Source organism: Prevotella sp. BV3P1, assembly GCF_000479005.1.
GTDB lineage: Bacteria > Bacteroidota > Bacteroidia > Bacteroidales > Bacteroidaceae > Prevotella.
The window spans coordinates 88,920-107,358 of the sequence record NZ_AWXC01000037.1 but is presented as its reverse complement, the minus strand read 5'-3'; the positions used below and the strand labels follow the sequence as shown (position 1 = coordinate 107,358).

Sequence of the window (18,439 nt, the reverse complement as noted above, 5' to 3'; positions counted from 1 at the left end):
ATCTTTTATTTGAACTCACAAGCAAATGTAAGCTGTTTTCGGGTAACAACCATACATTTGTCTTGTTTTTTTATTTAATTATGACTATATTCTGATTTGTTAACACAATCGTACGGGAATGTTATCAATTAATAATTTGAATAACGGATTAGCCGACAGCACCGCCTCATTGCCCAACACAATTAGCTGTTTTCGGGCTCTTGTCAGGGCTACATTCAACTTGCGATCTATCCAAGCCTGCCCTTCCAGGAAGCTATTGGCTGTGAGAAAATCCAACTGGTATCGGTTCTGAACGGTGAAAGAGTAGATGATAACGTCGCGTTGACTGCCCTGATAACGCTCCACGGTGTCGACATCCACTTGCATGAGCTGAGCGATGCCCGTCTTTTCTATCTCTTTTCTAACCATTGCTATCTGGTTGCGATAAGGCACTATCACCCCCACCGTCTTCTGTACGTCAAACTTATCTTTCGCCAACCGATGGATGCGGCGCAACAAGTCGGCCACCTTTCGTGCCTCGTCTGGATTCACTTTGTCAGAGAGTCGCACGTTCTGTGTGAAGTGGGAGGGATAGTAAAGCAGCCGATGGCTCACCAACAAAGCGTCCGTCTCATCCTGCGGCACCGCCGTATAACCGATGTCTTCGCCCACCTGGTGCGGCAATGGAACGGGCTGCAGCTGCTCCTTGGCATAGAACATCTTGTTGGGAAAGGCGGCAATGGCTGGATGCATGCGGCCTTGTTTGCGCAGCGTGTCCACAAAGTCGGTACGTCCCTGTCGCTCCTCCCATCGAATAAGTCGTTCGAAGAGTGAGTTTCGGCAGTCGGTCAGGCAGATGTTTTGCAAGTCGGCATCGGTCACTTGCGATTCTGACACATCTTGCTGAACCACGGCGGGCAACTGTTTGTAATCGCCAATGAGGATGAACTTGTCGATATTGGGTTGATGATCAAGAGCCAAACTGGCGCCTCCCACCCTCGAAACGTGGCTCGACAGAATGCCTACAAGGTTAGGTTCCAATATCTGACTGGCCTCATCGATGAGTGCCAGACTGAAATGTTTGATGGAAAAGATGAAGGGCTTGCTCATCATCATCGACGTAGTGCTCACGATGAGGCGCATGCCTGCGAACCGCTGCCGCAGGTCGTTCAGCTTGGGATGGTCATCAATGGTCTGCCCCAAGAGATGACTCTTGAAGCGTGGGTCACAGCTGTACTCGTTGCCCAGACGAATAAAATCGAGGCCTTCGTCGCACAACATACCACAAATTTCATCCACTGCACGGTTGGTGTAGGCCATGAGAAGAATGTTCGCATCAGGGTTTTCCAACTCTTCCAGCACCATATAACGCAGAGCCATCGATGTTTTACCCGTTCCTGGAGGCCCCACCAGCAGGAAATAGTCTTGTGCCTGTTTGGCTTTCAGCACCATGTCATCATAGTCAGGATGATAGCTTCGGGACAGCGTCAGGGCGTGATTGGCTCGTGGTTCACGCTGTCCCAACAACAAGTCGCGCCGCTCTTTCGAGGTAGTCATCAGCGTATGCAGGGCATGTATGGCTGACGCGCCACCCGCATCTGACGCACTATGCTCTACTGCGTACACCAAAGGCGTGTGATGGGCAAGCAGCTTTCCTTCTTCCACCGTATATAAGAGGTCATCATTCTGTTGTGCATCCGTCAGATGAACGGCTATCTCATCGGTCTTGACGTACATGATGAAGCCCTTGAACAGGATGCTCCGACGCACGTCAGGCTCACTATCGGGATGATAGCCGTACAGATATACCATGTCGCCCCGTCTGAAATTGGGCAGGAAGTCTTCACCCTGGTCGGGAACGGCGAGCGTGATTTCATCAAATCCACGGCTGCGGGTGCGTTTCTTCTGCGTGATGGTGAGGCCGGTATAGATGTTTCCCATCTCCTTTTTCTCGCTCAACGGCATGTTCCACAGGTCAGCGCTGCTGCGCCCGCTTCCATCAACGCCACCGGTTTTCGAGATGAGTTGTTCTTTCAGCACGAAGGTCATCATGCGGCAGAAATATGCTTTCTCCAACTTATTCATTTGCTCCAGCGGCACCGTGATGGCCTCTATCTGCGGCAGTAAGAAACGATTGTAGAAGTAAGTGTTGGTATTCTCCGTGTTCAGCGTTTGCGGATTGAGCTGCGGCAGCATGCCTTCAAATCCCTCGAGGGCACTCGTGTAATCGGCAGCCACGATGAGATTGCGCAGTTTGAGGGCTTCATGGATGAGCATGTCCAACCTACTGACGTCCATTAAGCCTGTAGGCAACGCGTATTTCGAGTACAACAGAAAGATGCTGGTGGCTTTGTCGGACAGGCGGAAGTTGTATCTCAGCACGCCATAGTACAGCAGTGCCTGCACATAGTGCGCCTCAACGTGCTGATTGCCGTGTCGGTTGTGACGGCCATATTCCAGATTCATGTTCTTTCCCGACTTCTGTTCGACCAGCAATCTGAAGTCGGTAGTCATCATGTCCACACGTCCTTGTATACCCAACTGCTCACACACGAAGGAAGGTTCCAGCAAGGCTCGCTCCCGGTTGTAGGTCTTGAACAGTTCTGTAACGATTTGTTGCAGGTTCCGCACCTGCTTCATGGCCTCCACTTTAAACGCCACTGGGTCCAGGTCGGTGCATGTACAGTATTCCAAAGCCTTCTCCCTGTAGTTGTCTTTCAGTGTTTCTGCCATGTCAAACGCACGCTCTCCACGCGCATGGATGATGTCATCGAGCGCACTACCGGCAAAATTTCCCAAAATGGTATGCCGCGTATTGGGTTTATCCTTCATGCGGTTGATGGTGAAGAGGGCTGGATGATGGCCATATTCCGTAAAACATGTCGCCAGTGAACTGATGTCAACCAGATAGTCGGGGATGACGATGATGCGACGTGACGTAACCAGATGATCCTTCACCTGACAGTCCAAGAGATTCAACGGCATGCCCTTGCGCAAGATGTCATGAAGATACGACAGGTCGGCAAACTGCTCATCACTGGTATATTCTACTTGCAAAAGACGCTCATCGGTTTCCCCATCGGGCATCACCCAGATGAAGTGTTCGTTCCATTGCCTCACGATGCAACGGATATAGCGTTCGTCCAACCGCAATGTTTGTCGCGTTTGTTGAGCCCGAACGGGTATTTTGCCGACTAAAAAAGAAGGAACAGCCTCTCTGAACACTGCCGAGATGAAGACACAAAGCGCACGAACATCGTAGGTAAGGTCTTCTGGTAAGATGGGCGATGACGAGTTGGAGTGACGCCGCATCTGGTGAATAGCGCGTGTATCGGCTGCCGATAAGCCACGCTGGGTACACAGATGATCCACGCGAGCGTTGAGGTCGCCAAAGCTATAGGAGGTGTTTCTCAAGCCGGCGGCACACGCCATCACCAACGTCTCGTGCAACATTTTATTGACCGGCGCACCCTCTTGAGAGCCAGCCTCAAGGATTTGGGCTGCGCGCTGATAGAGTTCGTTGGCTGTAATGTAAGTTTGTGATTGCTGCATGTCGTGGTTCTAGGGTCGTCCTCGCATGTGGGTTAAAAAGTGTTTCGTTTGGGCTTGGCCTGCACGCGTGTTGCAAAGATAATCAAAAATATGGTACTGCCCCTCCCCTTTTCATGGCATTTTGCGTATATTTGTCATCACAATAACATTCTTTATTCAAAACAAATCATTGATGAATCAACAAGATATCATGCGCAGGGCTATCGCCCTGTCTGAAAAAAGTGTACGCACGGGCGGCGGACCTTTCGGTGCCGTGATTGCCAAAGATGGAGAAATCATTGCCGAAGCATCCAATACCGTTACCTTAGACCACGACCCCACGGCACACGCCGAGGTGAATGTCATCAGACAAGCCGCACGCAAGTTAGGCACGTTCGACCTCACTGGTTGCGATATCTACACCTCCTGCGAGCCTTGTCCCATGTGTTTAGGTGCCATCTATTGGGCTCATCTGGATCGCATCTATTACGCCAACGATCGCAAGGATGCTGCACGCATAGGGTTTGACGACGACTTTATCTACCACGAGATTGCCCTCCAACCAGCCGATCGGCATAAACAAATGCAGATTTTGCTGCCCGAAGAGGCACGAAAAGCGTTTGACATGTGGATGGAAAGCAAGGACAAGACAACTTATTAGGCAGCGAATGATGGCAAAAAAGATAAGTCATTCGGTGCGTCAAATGCACATTCTCCAACACTGCTTATCGTTTCTGATGATAGTATTGACCTGCTCTGGCTGCGCCGTGAATAGAGATTCGGCTGACAAGGTGGTCGCCGAACAGCGGGCAGGAACACGCTACAGCAAGAATACCTTGATGGTATTCTACGACACACATATCGGCAAAGAACCACTATTGAACGCTTTCAAAAAGATGAATTGTGAGGTGTTGCACGAATACCGGTTATCATGCGGGTTCGCTATCAAGGTTCCTGATGGAAAGAGCTTGCGAAAAACAGCCAAACGATTGACCAAGGTTCATGGTGTAACCTATGTGACACGCGACCAAATACAGAAGCTACAATAACAGAATTGGCTACTGTCCACCCAGGCGGTCGAAGTACACAATGAGTTCTTCCCACGTCTTAAACTCATCACTTCCATAAGCCAAACAAGTTCCCATAAAGCCTTTTTGCGCCTTGGGGGCGATGAGATAGTCGCCATAGAGCAGCTGCGGCTGATTGGTGAAGATTACCCGATTGTAGGCCGGAGCCGACAGATACTCCTCCACCCACGCCTGCACCTCGCCCATATAAGCATGGTTGTTAGTAGGTGCTGCGGCCACCACATAGACATCATACCGCTCGATAAGCATCTCATAGGCCTTGCGCATGCTCGACGTGGCCTTGCCGTAACTGTCGTGCAGCGTCGCGTAGTCGATGTAAACGATGGGGCGTTCGCGTCCTTCTTGCTGGTCATCAATCCAGCGAATCACAGGAATGAGATAGTGGAAGGCCACCTTGTCGGTGAGCCTATGGGCGCCATGGAAGTGGATAGCCTGTGGATAGTGCTCGCGAAAAAGGTCGAAAGTATGCACCAGCAGGTCCTTGTCGCCAAAGAGACCGTACACCCGTCTTTGCTCCTCAGGCGTGACATTGGCGAAACACTGTTCCGTGATGTCCTTGAACTCGTTGACCAACGCCTTGGTGACAATCAACTCAGTTTCGCCGTCCTTGCGGGGATTCTGGAAAACTTGCTTGCCCATCATGCCGTGGTCGTGCATGGTCAGACCCATCTGGAAGGCCGGATTCACCAATATGCGGTCGTAACCCGTGAGCATCTCGGTATACATGCCGCCCATGGAGGTACCTATAATGAGGTCGGGCTGATGGCTTTGGCACAGTTGCCTCAGCAGATCCATCGCCTCGGCGGGATGCACCGGCAGGTCTTCTGCCACGACGTTCGCCTGGGGCAGCAGCTCCCTAAGCATGGCTACCGTGCCAGATTGGCCCGACGACATGAAGCCGTGGACATACATAAGGGTCTTGCCCTTCATTAAATCAGGATATTGTTTCTTAGTTGGATTTTCCATTTCTATACCTTTTTTCTTTACCACTGAACAGATTTGTCAGATGCGTCTTCGGCCTTGGCAAAAGCCTTCTTGAGATACGACAGGCGCATCTTGCGGTTATCAACAAATGACACGAAGGCACGCGAGATTCCATCCGGGCCCTCAACCCTTATGCCCGTACATATCGTCAACGCCCCACTGGTCCATTCGTACAAAGGTTCCACCACGCCACTCTCACCAAACAACGGTGTGAAGCATGGCTTGTAGAGCCGTTGCGAAAAGGCTTTACTTGGCTTACCGTACTTCTTTGTCAGGCTAACCACAATAGAATCAACGGTTTGCCTCAACACCCGATAAGGTTCATCGGCTTTCAGACGGTCTATGGAAAGGCCATATTCACCTTCGTAATTGAGCGTCTTGGTGGTGACGGAAACAATGAAAAAAGAAACCAGAGAGTCGTTGAGGAAGTTTACGGCTGGTGCAGAAGAGATCACCTCATCTTTATATTGTGCCGCATCCTCCAGCTGATTCTCCATGATATTGTTGCAGCAAATGGTAGAAAACAAGGGATATCCATTGTAAAAAACAAACGGAATATTGTCTATTTTAAAGCATCTCCCCTCACTCAAATCGCTCTTCGTGTAGTTGGTACACTTATCTTTATTGAACTGCTCCACCGCTTGGATGAAGCTGCCGTACTGTTCCATGCCAAGCGAAAAATATCCCAAGATTTCTTTTCCCTCGCTCCTGTTTCCCGATGAGGGTGCCGAATTTTGTACCAGAGGCGACACCTTATTAGATAACGCACTGGCAGAACTGGCAAACAAACACGATAGAAAAACGATGAACAACTTTTTCATGATGTCTCATTTGGATGGTTTTGTTAATGCAAATATAGAGATTTAGCGGCGAATGAACAAGTTTTTCCACAACAAAAGCCAAAGACTCCCAACATAAAAATAGGAAACAAGGCGAAGGGCAGCAGGCAGGTCAGGATGGCGGGTGATGATGATTTTTCTTGACAAACAAGTTATTCATGCTTCGCGTATTTTCAAACACAAGAGCACTCGTTCGCAAATACGCTAAAAATGAGCGAAATTTGTATTGAACTAACACACAAACATTTACAAACGTAGGCCTTCCTATTCCACCTTTTCCTCAACGTTTTCACTACCAAAAGCATTGCTTTTGTGCGACAATCTGCATGCTTTTGGAGGAAAAGAGCATGCAAATTGACAGGTAAGATGATGCTTTTTACCCCAAAAACGCCTTGTTTTAATGTAAAAATACGATTTATTTGGCAGCGTAAACCTTATCTTGCATCCTCCCTGCCTATTGATTTTTTCTGGTTTGAAAGTTTGTACATGCCGTTTTAAAGGCTTTTTTCAGGCAAAATATTGAACAAAAGCAAGGATAGGAAAGAAAATGAATGCGCCAACGAATGACACAGAAAATTTGCAGAATAGCCAAAAACACACTATCTTTGCGACATACAACAAGGACCAAACAATCGCCCGCCGGGGCAGCTAACCCAAAAATCCAAATTGATGAAAAAAACGTTGATCGCGGCCTCTTTGGCCATTTTGTCCACACTGCCAGCCAGTGCCGACCTTACGCCTGTTATCAAAAAGGACATGCCTACCGATACAGAGTGGCACGACTTGCAGGTGAACGAAGTGAACAGACTGAAACTGCACACCAATTATTTCGCCTACGAATCGGCCGAGAAGGCGCTTGCCGGCGACCCGAAGGCATCGGCCAATTATCTCTCGCTGAACGGAACGTGGAAGTTTCATTTTGCCGAAGCTCCCAACAAGCGGCCTTCGGGCTTCTTCGAAACCAGCTATGACGACGCAGCATGGAAGACCATCAGCGTGCCGGGAATATGGGAACTCAACGGCTATGGCGACCCGGTATATGTGAACGTCGGCTTCGCTTGGCGCGGACATTTCAAGAACAATCCGCCCCATGTACCGCTGAAAAACAACCATGTGGGCAGCTACCGCCGAATCATCAACATACCCAACAGCTGGGACGGCAAGCAGATTATCGCCCACTTTGGCAGCGTGACGTCCAACATCTACCTGTATGTCAACGGCATGTATGTGGGCTATGCTGAGGATTCTAAGGTGGCCGCCGAGTTCGACATCACGCCCTATGTGAAGAAGGGCGACAACCTGATTGCCTTCCAGACCTTCCGCTGGTGCGATGGCTCGTACAGTGAGGACCAGGACTTCTGGCGGCTGAGCGGCGTGGCGCGCGACAGTTATCTTTATGCCCGCAACGAAAAGATGCAGGTGAGCAACATCAAACTGACGGCCGACCTGGTGAACAACTACCAAGACGGAGTGCTGTCGGTAGACTTGGACGTGAAGGGAAGTCCCACGGTAGACTTCGACCTGCTGAACGCCAACGGCATCTCCGTGAGCAAGCACAGCGTTGATTTCAAGGGACAGCGTCACGGTAACGTGGCTTTCAACATCAAGAACGTGAAGCCTTGGACCGCCGAGACACCCTATCTATTCACCCTTGTCACCACAGTGAAGAAGGGCGGAAAGGTCATTGAAGTGATTCCGCAGAAGGTGGGGTTCAGGAAAGTGGAGATTAGAAATAGTCAATTGCTGGTCAATGGGCAACCCATCTATATAAAAGGTGCCAACAGACACGAGATGGATCCAGACGGTGGCTACATCGTCAGTCGTGAGCGGATGATACAGGACATCAAGATTATGAAGCAATTCAACATCAATGCCGTACGCACCTGTCACTACCCCGATGACCCACAGTGGTATGAGCTGTGCGATGAGTATGGTCTTTATGTGGTGGCTGAGGCCAACCAGGAGGGTCATGGATTTGGCTACGGGGATGACGCGGCTACCAAAAAGCCCATGTTTGCCAAACAAATCCTGGAACGCAACCAGCACAATGTGGAAATGTTTTACAACCATCCCAGTATCATCATTTGGTCATTGGGCAACGAGACGGCCGATGGTCCCAATTTTACAGCGGCATTCAATTGGATTAAGAGCGTGGATTCCTCGCGTCCGATACACTGGGAGCGGGCAGAAAAGGGGCCGAACACCGAGTTGTATTGCCCCATGTACCTCTCTCAAAAAGCGTGCGAGGAATACGCACAGTCCACAGCTAAAGAGGACCAGAAGCCGCTCATACAGTGCGAGTACAACCATGCCATGGGCAATTCGGGCGGTGGTTTGAAGGAATACTGGGACTTGGTGCGCAAATATCCTAAGTTTCAAGGTGGCTTTGTATGGGACTTTGTGGATCAAGCCTTGCGCGACACAAAGCGTGGCATCTACGCCTATGGCGGCGATTACAACACATACGATCCCAGCGACAACAACTTCAACTGCAACGGACTCATCAGTCCCGACCGCGTACCCAACCCACACATGTATGAGGTGGGCTATGAATACCAGAACATCTGGGTACAACCGACTGACTTGATGCAAGGAAAAATAAAGGTGAGGAACGAGTACTTCTTTCGTGACCTGGGCAACTATGCCCTGCAATGGAAGATTCTCGTCAATGGTAAGGAGGCGCAGAAGGGCATCGTAAGCGACCTGCAAGTGCAGCCACAACAAACGGCTGACCTGACGCTGCCGTACAACTTGAACCCACTGTTGGCCGACCCGCAAAGCAAGGACGTGCAGCTTAACATAGACTTTGTGTTGAAGCAGCCCGAGCCTCTCATGGATAAGGGGCAGGTGGTGGCCCATCAGCAGCTTCCTATAAAAGACTATTATTTAGAAAAAAGCACGAACCCAGAACCCGAGATGGAAACACTTGCGTGGTTTGGAAAATTGAAGAAAACCAGCAAGAAGAAAGACAAACAGGTGACGATAGAAAACCAACAGGTGTCTATCTCGTTTGACAAGCAAACGGGTTTGATGACAAGATATGTTGTGGGAGATGTGTCTTATCTGGCTGACGGCGGCGTCTTAAAGCCTTGTTTCTGGCGTGCCGTGACGGATAATGACATGGGAGCGGGCATCAACAAGAAGTACAGCGTATGGCGCAACCCTGCCATGACGGTGAAAAACATCAACGTGAAGAAGGTCAAACTGCTGGGCAACAACTCCATGTTGGTGACGGTGCACTATGACATGCCTGACGTGAAGTCGCGCATGACGATTGAATATCTTATCACAACGTCTGGAAAAATAGAGGTGGCGCAGACGCTCATTCCAGACGCTGGTGCCCAGGTTCCCGGCATGTTGCGCTATGGCATGGTGATGCAGCTGCCCTACGACATGGACAAGAGCGAGTATTTTGGCCGCGGACCCATTGAGAATTATGCCGATCGGAAGTTCTCTCAACGGTTCGGCATCTACCTACAGACGGCCGATGAGCAGTTCTATCCATACATACGCCCGCAAGAAACGGGAACCAAGAGCGATATGCGCTGGTGGAAACAGACTGGCGAAAAAGGCATGGGGTTGCTGGTTCGTTCGGACAAGCCGTTCTATGCTTCGGCCTTGCATTATACGGTTGAGGACTTGGATGATGGTGACAAGAAGGAACAACGCCACATACAGGAGGTTCCAAAGTCGAAGTTTACGAACCTACACATCGACGGTGAGATGGCTGGCGTTGGCGGTATTGACTCGTGGAGCGGCCATGCCGAGGCATTGGAGGAATACCGTGTGCCGTTTGGACACAAGAGGTTCCAGTTTACGCTGACTCCTATGGGAAGGTAAGTCGGTACACCCGACTTATCTCCTTTCGTGCTGTTGAACGGGTTGGGCTTCTACTTCAGCTGGCGATTTCTTCAGGATGAGCAGCACCACGGCGGCGAGAATCAGCACAAAGCCAATGGCGATGCTCGTGGTGAACGGCTCACCAAAGACGGCAATGCCGATGCACATGGCGGTCAGTGGCTCGAAAGCGCCGAGGATGGCCACCAGGGTGCTGCCGATACTCTTCAGTGCCAAGATGAGGGTGATGTTGCTTACTACTGTTGGAAGCAAGCCCAAGAGGAAGAGATTGAGCAGAGTCGTACCCGTATGAATGGCTGGCAACCCACCAGATGTGAATATGGCGTATAACGTGAGCAGTAGCATCGTGAAGAAGAAAATATAAAAGTTAACTTTTATGGTGGGCATGTTGCGTATGTTCATCGTAGGGTAGGCAACCATATAAATAGCGTATGACAGTCCTGACAAAAGCTCTAAGCAGATGCCCAAAACAGAGATATTGCCTACACCGTTCTCAATTCCTGATAAGAAACATACACCTGCTACGGCCAGTCCAATGGCTGAAAAGGTTGTAACCGAAGCCTTTTCACCCCTAAAAATCATCATTAAGAGAGCGGTCCACGCAGGATATGAAAACATAATGACGGTTGCGATGCCGCTGGACAGATAACGATAGCCCTCAATAAGGAAAACAGCCGACCCCGTGTAGACGACGGATAGCAGCATGAGGCGAAGCGATTCGCCAAAGTGAAGGTGTAGACTTTGCCGTTGATACATCAGCACAATAAGCATAATGAGGCAGGCAAAAGCGAAGCGATACACCAACACTGCGGTGGAGGGCATACCTGTTGCTAATACTGGAAGACTAAAGAGTGGTATAAGCCCAAAGGCCGTTGCAGATGTGATGGCACCTACAAAACCATGTAGTTTGTTCATTGGATATTCTTTTTTAGTTGACGAGGTGACGAGTTTACAAGTTGACGAGGTGATAGTTGGTTTAGTTGATGAGTTGACAAGTAGACAAGTAAACGAGTTGAAAGCGTTTTACTCAAGATGTTTACGCATTTACAAGTTCACAAGTTTATAGCCATTAACTTGTCAACTCGTCAACTTCTCACCTTGTCAACTATCACCTTGTCAACTCGTCAACTCATAAACCCTCAATACAGCAGCATCAATCCTGCGAATGCCGCATAGCATATCATCCGGATAGGGTTAATCTTCATATATTTTGTTCCGATGAAAGTGGCGCAGAAGAGAGCCACACTGATCCAGAATTGCCATGGGTTTTTAATCATAGAGCCAAAGTTCTCCTCGTTCATGAGTAGCAGGGTGGCAGCGCCAAGCAACCCCACAACGGCGGGTCGCAGTCCGCTAAAGACATTCTGCACGGGCTCTGTGTCCATGTACTTCATGAACATTTTACTGATGAGAATCATGAGGATGAGTGATGGCAGCACCAAGGCAAAGGTGGCGGTGGCAGATCCCAGGATGGCCATGGGCATGCCGTAGCCCGCATTGTGCATAGCCGCATAGCCGCAATAGGTGGCCGAGTTGATGCCAATGGGGCCGGGTGTCATCTGGCTGATGGCCACAATGTTGGTGAACTCGGCACTGTTGAGCCAATGATGGTGTATCACCGTCTCTGTCTGAATGAGCGAAAGCATGCCGTAGCCGCCACCGAAACCAAACAAACCTATCTGGAAGAAGGTCAGAAAAAGATAGAGATAAATCATGCTACTCGGTGGGTTTGATGAATTGTCCGTAAATGTATCCACCGATACCTGCGGCAATAATGATGAAAATAGGATTCACTCCGATGGCCCATATCAACAGAGCTGAGATGATGGGTATCCAGCAATTGACCAGTGTGATGCCAGCACTCTTGGCCAAGTTGAACGTGGGAACAGCAATCAATGCCACCACAGCCGGGCGAATGCCGTTGAACATGGCGGCAATCCATGGCACTTCCATGAAACTATGGAAGAACATGGCGATCAACAGGATGATGAGAAACGAGGGCAACGACGCACCCATGGCGGTGCAGACGGCTCCCCAAGTTCCTCGCAACTTATAGCCTATGAAGATGCTGATGTTAACAGCGAACACGCCAGGACAGCTTTGTGCGATGGCAATAAGGTCGAGAAACTCGTCCTTGTCAATCCACTTGTGCCGGTCAACCACTTCTGCTTCAATGATTGGTATCATGGCATAGCCCCCGCCAAGGGTAAACGCTCCTATCTTGACAAATGTCTTAAAGAGCGTTAACCATCGCTGGTTGTCCTGCGATGTCTCTACCGTGTTGGGAATTTTGATAGGATTGCCCATGCGCTGTGAATGGTGATTGTTTCCTTACTAATGAATACTTTGTTTTATTATGTAGCCGACTTGTTAACTCGTAAACTTGTCAACTCGTCTACTTAACCTGTTTCTCCACCCACTCTCTCGCATTCACAAACGCCTCTATCCATGGCGTTACCTCGTCCATGTGCCGCTTGTGGGGGTAATAGGCGTTCTGCCATGGGAAGATGGAGCGTTCCAGATGGGGCATCATAGCTAAGTGTCGCCCGTCCTTGGAGCAGATGCCGGCCACGCTGTAGTCACTGCCATTCGGATTGCCTGGATATGTGTCGTAGCTGTATTTGGCAATGATGTGGTAGTTCTCCTCACCCTCAGGCAGACTGAATTTACCCTCTCCGTGGGCAACCCAAATGCCGAGCTTACTGCCTGAGAGGCTTCCAAGCATCACACTGTTGTTCTCTGGGATGGTCAACCCAAGGAATGCACTCTCAAACTTGTGCGAGTCGTTGTGCAACATGCGGGTTCTTTGCTGATGTTCGGGATTGATCAAGTTGAGCTCAACCATGAGCTGACAACCGTTGCAGATGCCCAGCGACAGCGTGTCCTTGCGGGCATAGAACCTGTCGAGGGCTTCCTTGGCCTTGGGATTGTACAGGAATGCCCCTGCCCATCCTTTGGCCGAGCCGAGCACGTCACTGTTGGAGAAACCGCCACAGAACACAATGAGGTTGATGTCTTCCAGCGTCTCGCGGCCGCTGATCAAGTCGGTCATCATCACATCCTTCACGTCAAAGCCCGCCAGATACAAGGCGTAAGCCATCTCGCGCTCGCCGTTGGTTCCTTTCTCCCGGATGATAGCCGCCCTGATACCTGAAGGTGTGCGGCGGCCGGCGTTGAGCTGGTATTGTGAGAGCTTGCCCGTGAAGGCATCGTTGAACCGCAGTTGCAGTGGCTGCTCTTTGTAGTTGCGGTGACGCTGGTCGGCCATGCCGTTCATGCTCTGCCGCTTGTCCAGCTCGTATGATGTCTGATACCACGCCTCGCGCAAGGCATCGATATCGAACTCGTGCTGCCATTCATTCTTCTTCACGACAATCTTGCGCTCCTTCGGTGTGGGGTAGCCTATCTTGGCATAGCCAATACCCTCGCTTTCTAAGTATTCACGCAGCGCATGCTTGTGCAGGTCAGACACCTGAATCACCACTCCGGGATTCTCTGCAAACAGGTTTTTCACCACGTCCTCACCGTTCACATCGTACAAGTTCACATGGATGCCGCCCTGTTGGTTGGCAAAAGTCATCTCCAACAGCGTGGTTATCAGACCACCGGCACTGATGTCATGACCGGCCATCACCCACCCTTTGTTGATGAGCGTCTGTATTGCCCCGAAACAGTCGGCAAAGTATTCAGGGTTTTTCACCGTCGGAACGTCGCTGCCTACCTTTCCTAAGCTCTGTGCGAAGGCACTGCCGCCGAGGCGTTGGTCATCGAACGAGAAGTCGATGTAATAGAGTGACGAGTTCTTGTTGTTCACCAAAACCGGCGAAACAACCTTCCTGACATCCTTCACCTCGCCCCCCGCACTGACAATGACGGTTCCGGGAGAGATGATTTTCTCGCCGTTTGGATATTTCTGGGTAAGCGACAGCGAGTCTTTTCCCGTGGGTACGTTGATGTGGAGCGAGCAACAGAAGTCGCTCAAGGCCTCCACTGCGGCATACAGGCGTGCGTCTTCGCCCTTTTGTGCACGGCATGGCCACATCCAGTTGGCTGACAATGAGACGCCCTCCAGTCCATCTTCGAGCGGTGCCCACACGATATTGGTAAGCGATTCGGCCACACTCAGCACGCTACCGGCCTCTGGCGACGCCAGTCCGGCTTGTGGAGCATGTCCCAAGGCGGTGGCGATACCCCGCTTGCCGCGGTAGTCCAAAGCCACCACGCCACAGTCGGAGAGCGGCAATTGTATTTCGCCTTGGCACTGCTGGCGTGCTATCTTGCCCGTTACCGAGCGGTCCACCTTGTTGGTGAGCCAGTCTTTGCACGCCACGGCCTCCAGCTGCAACACCTTGTTTATATAACTATCTATCTGGTCAGTGCTATAGGTCACATCCTCATAGTGGCGCGTCACGGTCTCATCGGTCATGATAGTCTTGGGCGAGTGTCCAAACATCTGTGCCACATCCAGGTCGAAAGGCTTCACGCCATCAGCCTGTACGAATGAGAAGTGGGCGTCGCCGGTGGTCTCACCCACCACATACAGCGGTGCCCGCTCACGCTCGGCGATGGCCTTGACGTGATCCAGATGCCGCTCGTCGATGAGCAGTCCCATGCGCTCCTGACTCTCGTTGGCGATGATTTCCTTGGCACTGAGCGTCTTGTCACCGATAGGCAACTTGGTCATATCAATCTCTCCGCCACACTCTTCCACGAGTTCCGACAGACAGTTCAGGTGACCGGCACTGCCATGGTCATGGATGGACACCACCGGATTTTCCTTTTCCTCCACCAAGGCGCGCACCAAGTTGTAGGCGCGCTTCTGCATTTCCGGGTTCGCACGCTGTATGGCGTTCAGCTCAATGCCGCTGGTATAGCGCCCTGTGTCAACGGACGACACGCTACCGCCACCCAGTCCGATGCGGTAGTTGTCGCCCCCAACCACCACGACCTTGTTTCCTTTCTGTGGTTCTTTCTTCAAACAGTCGCGTTTCTTGCCGTAGCCAACGCCCCCAGCCAGCATGATAACCTTGTCGTAAGCCAGCTTCTGACCATCTTCCTGATGTTCGAACGTCAGCACCGAACCGCAGATGAGCGGTTGTCCGAACTTGTTTCCGAAGTCGCTGGCACCGTTCGAGGCCTTGATAAGTATTTGTTCGGGTGTCTGATACAGCCACTTCCGCACGGGCAGGATGTCCTCCCAGGTGCGAGATTCGCCTTCCAAACGCGGATAGGCGGTCATGTACACCGCCGTTCCGGCTAATGGCCAAGAGCCTACGCCACCGCCCATACGGTCGCGAATCTCGCCTCCCGTACCCGTCGCGGCACCGTTGAACGGCTCCACAGTGGTGGGGAAGTTGTGGGTTTCGGCCTTCAGTGAAATCACACTCTCAATGTCTTCCACCTGGAAATAGTCGCTGGTAGACTGGTCAGCGGGTGCGAACTGCTCGACGACCGGGCCTTGTGCAAAGGCCACGTTGTCCTTGTAGGCCGACAAAATCTTGCCGGGATTCTCCTGTGTGGTGCGTTTGATCATCGCAAAGAGCGACGACTCTTTCTCCTCCCCGTCGATGATGAAGGTGCCACTAAATATCTTATGCCGACAATGTTCCGAGTTTATCTGTGCGAATCCGAATATCTCGCTGTCGGTGAGCGGCCATCCGTTCTGCTTTTCTATGGTGTGCAAGTACGCCATCTCCTCGGGCGAAAGGGCCAATCCCTCGTCTTCATTGTACTGCTCCAGATTCTCCACATGCCTGATGGGCTCCGGCTCACGGTTTACGGTGAACAGCCTTTGGTCTAGACCCTCGTACATACGTTGCAACATTGGGTCGTGCGTGGCCTCCTTGGAGCTTACCGGGAAGTATTCCTCGATACGCGTGATGCCTGTGAGATTCATGTTTTCTGTAATCTCAACGGCATTTGTACTCCATGGTGTCACCATCTCGCGGCGCGGCCCCACATAGATTCCATCAAGCTGTTGTGTGTCTATACATTCTGCTCCACCAAAAAGCCAGCACAGTTTGTTGGTTTCTTCTTGAGAGGGTTGATGGTCCATCTCGGTGGCAATAATGGTTTCTTGCGGGGTTTTAAAGAAAAGAATCATATATCTTTATTATTAGTTTGGCGAATATTCTTTTATGCAAAGATAGCGCGATCCGAACGGAATCAAGCTTGTTTGTAATTGCTGAGGCGAAGTCTCTTTTATGCAAAGACGGCACAAGCCGAAGGCAAAGGAAATTTACTTCCTTTGCTGAGGCGCAGCCTATCTTATGCAAAGATACTGCAAACTAAGCGCGTAACAAAATAAAATGATTGGAAAATTTCCGGAGCAGCAGAAACAACTCAATGATCAGAAAGCTTCAACGATTCAAATACACCCACATCCTCGCCAAAATAGAAATTATTACAAAAGAAAACAATAACAGTATAAATATAAACTTTTTATCACCAAAATATAGATTTTCATTTACAAATAACCAGAAAGTAACTTTATTTTATAAATTTTTCATATCTTTGCAAACACTTCGTATAACATGGTTAGCCGCTAACCAAGAAGCTTGTATATCCCTCTAACGATCAACCGAAGGAACCCATGTTTCAAGTAATAGAAATATAATTGTCAAACCAATAAAATACAAAAAGGAAAAAAATGAAAAGTATTAAGAACGTGTTGTTGCTTCTGTTGCTGGCGACGGTATCGTCTGTGGCACTCGCACAAGAAAGCACATGGAGTTTCACTTGGGATAAGAGTAAGACAAAAGGAGGGCAGGGATTTTACAACTTCGGCTCTAATTACCTAAATCAGGATAGTATTACCACCGAATTGAATGGACTAAATTGGACTATCACCTCGCCAGAAACCAACTATTATACATTTGTACCCAAATCAGGACAAGCCATAGGCAAGCCAACAAAGCCAGCCAGTCATGCAACAATGTTTACGACAGACTTGATAGGAAAGGTAACAAAAATCAAAGTAACAGCCAGAAAGTTGAAAGATGAAACGGCCGCAGAGCTGTCAGCTTCGGTCAATGGTGTGGCTTATGGTTCTAAGATTTCCCTGACAAACGATTTAAAGGAATATGAATTCACGGTTCCCGATGCACCGCAAGAAGGAAAGATAGAAATCGTCATCAACCAGACATCAAAAGTGAAGAGCACGCTATATATTAAGTCGCTGGCCATTACCTACAAAAAGGATAAGGCTGCTGCTGGGCTGGTTGCACCAACATTCTCATTGGCAGGCGGGAGATACGACGAAGCACAAGAAAACACGATTACCGTCGAGGGTATGGAAGCAGGCACATACAAGGTGCTGTATACCTTGGATGGCAGCAACCCTAAGCTGGAAGGATCAAAACGAATGACCTACACATCCCCCATCAAGGTAGACAAGAGTATGACCATCAAAGCCGTCACAATCAAGGAAGGCAAGTATAGTGAGGTGACAGAAGCCAGATATGTGGTGCGGCAAGACGCAGGTTTCCACTTCGTTGCCGACAGCTATACCATCGAAAGTCCGGATAATGAACATGGTTTGGAACTTAAAAATCCAAATGGTGTGAAACCCATCAAATATGCCAGTTCGGATGAGAGCGTTTGCGTTGTTGATCAGTATGGCGACCTATATTCAGTAAAGCCGGGTGTTACCACGATTACGGCCAGCTACTTGGGCGACGCAGTTTACAGGCCAACCATCGCAAGTTATGTGCTCACCGTCAAAGCCAAAAAGCCGTTGAAGGCCCCGAGAGTATCTCCCATGGGAGGAACATTCAACGGACCCGTTGAGGTGTTAGTCGACGCCGACGATGAAAGAGCTCTTACCATCTGGCTGTCCACGACTGCCAAGGACTCAACAGAACTGGTTAATAAACCAAAAATTTTGCCATCAAAAGCTGCAAAAATCATCGTCCAGGAAAGCTGCAGATTGCTTATTATCGCCGCTGGCGACAATGTGTTCAGCCCGGTTGTAGAGGCCAACTTTGTAATCAACACAACTGGCATCGAGGCTCTTGAGCAGAAAGTCAGCCAGAAAAAGACCGAAATATACACTCTGGATGGCAAGAAAGTCACCAACATCACTCAGCCAGGCATCTATATCGTCAACGGCAAAAAAATGATGTTGCAAAAGGCAGCCGGCATCAAATAGCTGTCGCAAAC

At 50.0% G+C, this 18,439-nt stretch carries 11 protein-coding genes; 4 read left to right on the top strand and 7 right to left on the bottom strand.

The window, feature by feature from the left end:
- Nucleotides 1–99: 99 nt before the first annotated feature.
- Nucleotides 100–3,531 (bottom strand): AAA domain-containing protein, encoded by a 3,432-nt coding sequence (locus tag HMPREF1254_RS06825; protein ID WP_023057924.1) that lies wholly within the window; start codon nucleotides 3,529–3,531, stop codon nucleotides 100–102.
- A 172-nt stretch (nucleotides 3,532–3,703) separates the two neighbouring features.
- Between HMPREF1254_RS06825 and HMPREF1254_RS06820 the strand changes: the two genes are divergently transcribed.
- Both HMPREF1254_RS06820 and HMPREF1254_RS06815 read left to right on the top strand, forming a co-directional pair.
- Entirely contained in the window at nucleotides 3,704–4,171 is a 468-nt protein-coding gene (locus HMPREF1254_RS06820; protein WP_036879187.1) for a nucleoside deaminase, read from the top strand.
- A 10-nt stretch (nucleotides 4,172–4,181) separates the two neighbouring features.
- On the top strand, nucleotides 4,182–4,559 hold the full coding sequence (locus tag HMPREF1254_RS06815; RefSeq protein ID WP_156099565.1) for a S8 family serine peptidase: 378 nt from the start codon (nucleotides 4,182–4,184) through the stop codon (nucleotides 4,557–4,559).
- 9 nt (nucleotides 4,560–4,568) lie between these two features.
- Here HMPREF1254_RS06815 and HMPREF1254_RS06810 read toward each other — a convergent pair whose 3' ends face one another.
- On the bottom strand, nucleotides 4,569–5,564 hold the full coding sequence (locus HMPREF1254_RS06810; RefSeq protein WP_023057934.1) for a YqiA/YcfP family alpha/beta fold hydrolase: 996 nt from the start codon (nucleotides 5,562–5,564) through the stop codon (nucleotides 4,569–4,571).
- 17 nt (nucleotides 5,565–5,581) lie between these two features.
- On the bottom strand, nucleotides 5,582–6,403 hold the full coding sequence (locus HMPREF1254_RS06805; protein ID WP_023057917.1) for a hypothetical protein: 822 nt from the start codon (nucleotides 6,401–6,403) through the stop codon (nucleotides 5,582–5,584).
- Nucleotides 6,404–7,090: 687 nt separating this feature from the next.
- Between HMPREF1254_RS06805 and HMPREF1254_RS06800 the strand changes: the two genes are divergently transcribed.
- Entirely contained in the window at nucleotides 7,091–10,261 is a 3,171-nt protein-coding gene (locus HMPREF1254_RS06800; RefSeq protein ID WP_023057877.1) for a glycoside hydrolase family 2 TIM barrel-domain containing protein, read from the top strand.
- Nucleotides 10,262–10,276: 15 nt separating this feature from the next.
- On the opposite strand, the gene HMPREF1254_RS06795 is transcribed toward HMPREF1254_RS06800, so the two are convergent.
- The 4 genes from HMPREF1254_RS06795 to purL form a co-directional block, all read right to left on the bottom strand.
- The gene (locus HMPREF1254_RS06795) at nucleotides 10,277–11,194 is read right to left on the bottom strand and encodes a DMT family transporter (protein ID WP_023057947.1); all 918 of its coding nucleotides are present in this window, start codon (nucleotides 11,192–11,194) and stop codon (nucleotides 10,277–10,279) included.
- 224 nt (nucleotides 11,195–11,418) lie between these two features.
- Nucleotides 11,419–11,994: a chromate transporter gene (locus tag HMPREF1254_RS06790; protein ID WP_023057912.1), complete on the bottom strand. Its 576-nt coding sequence runs from the start codon at nucleotides 11,992–11,994 to the stop codon at nucleotides 11,419–11,421.
- A 1-nt stretch (nucleotide 11,995) separates the two neighbouring features.
- Nucleotides 11,996–12,586, bottom strand: a complete 591-nt coding sequence (locus tag HMPREF1254_RS06785) for a chromate transporter (protein WP_023057959.1) — start codon at nucleotides 12,584–12,586, stop codon at nucleotides 11,996–11,998.
- An 88-nt stretch (nucleotides 12,587–12,674) separates the two neighbouring features.
- Nucleotides 12,675–16,382, bottom strand: a complete 3,708-nt coding sequence (purL, locus tag HMPREF1254_RS06780; RefSeq protein ID WP_023057968.1) for a phosphoribosylformylglycinamidine synthase — start codon at nucleotides 16,380–16,382, stop codon at nucleotides 12,675–12,677.
- A 546-nt stretch (nucleotides 16,383–16,928) separates the two neighbouring features.
- Between purL and HMPREF1254_RS06775 the strand changes: the two genes are divergently transcribed.
- Nucleotides 16,929–18,428, top strand: a complete 1,500-nt coding sequence (locus HMPREF1254_RS06775) for a chitobiase/beta-hexosaminidase C-terminal domain-containing protein (RefSeq protein ID WP_023057869.1) — start codon at nucleotides 16,929–16,931, stop codon at nucleotides 18,426–18,428.
- The last annotated feature ends 11 nt before the right edge of the window (nucleotides 18,429–18,439 follow it).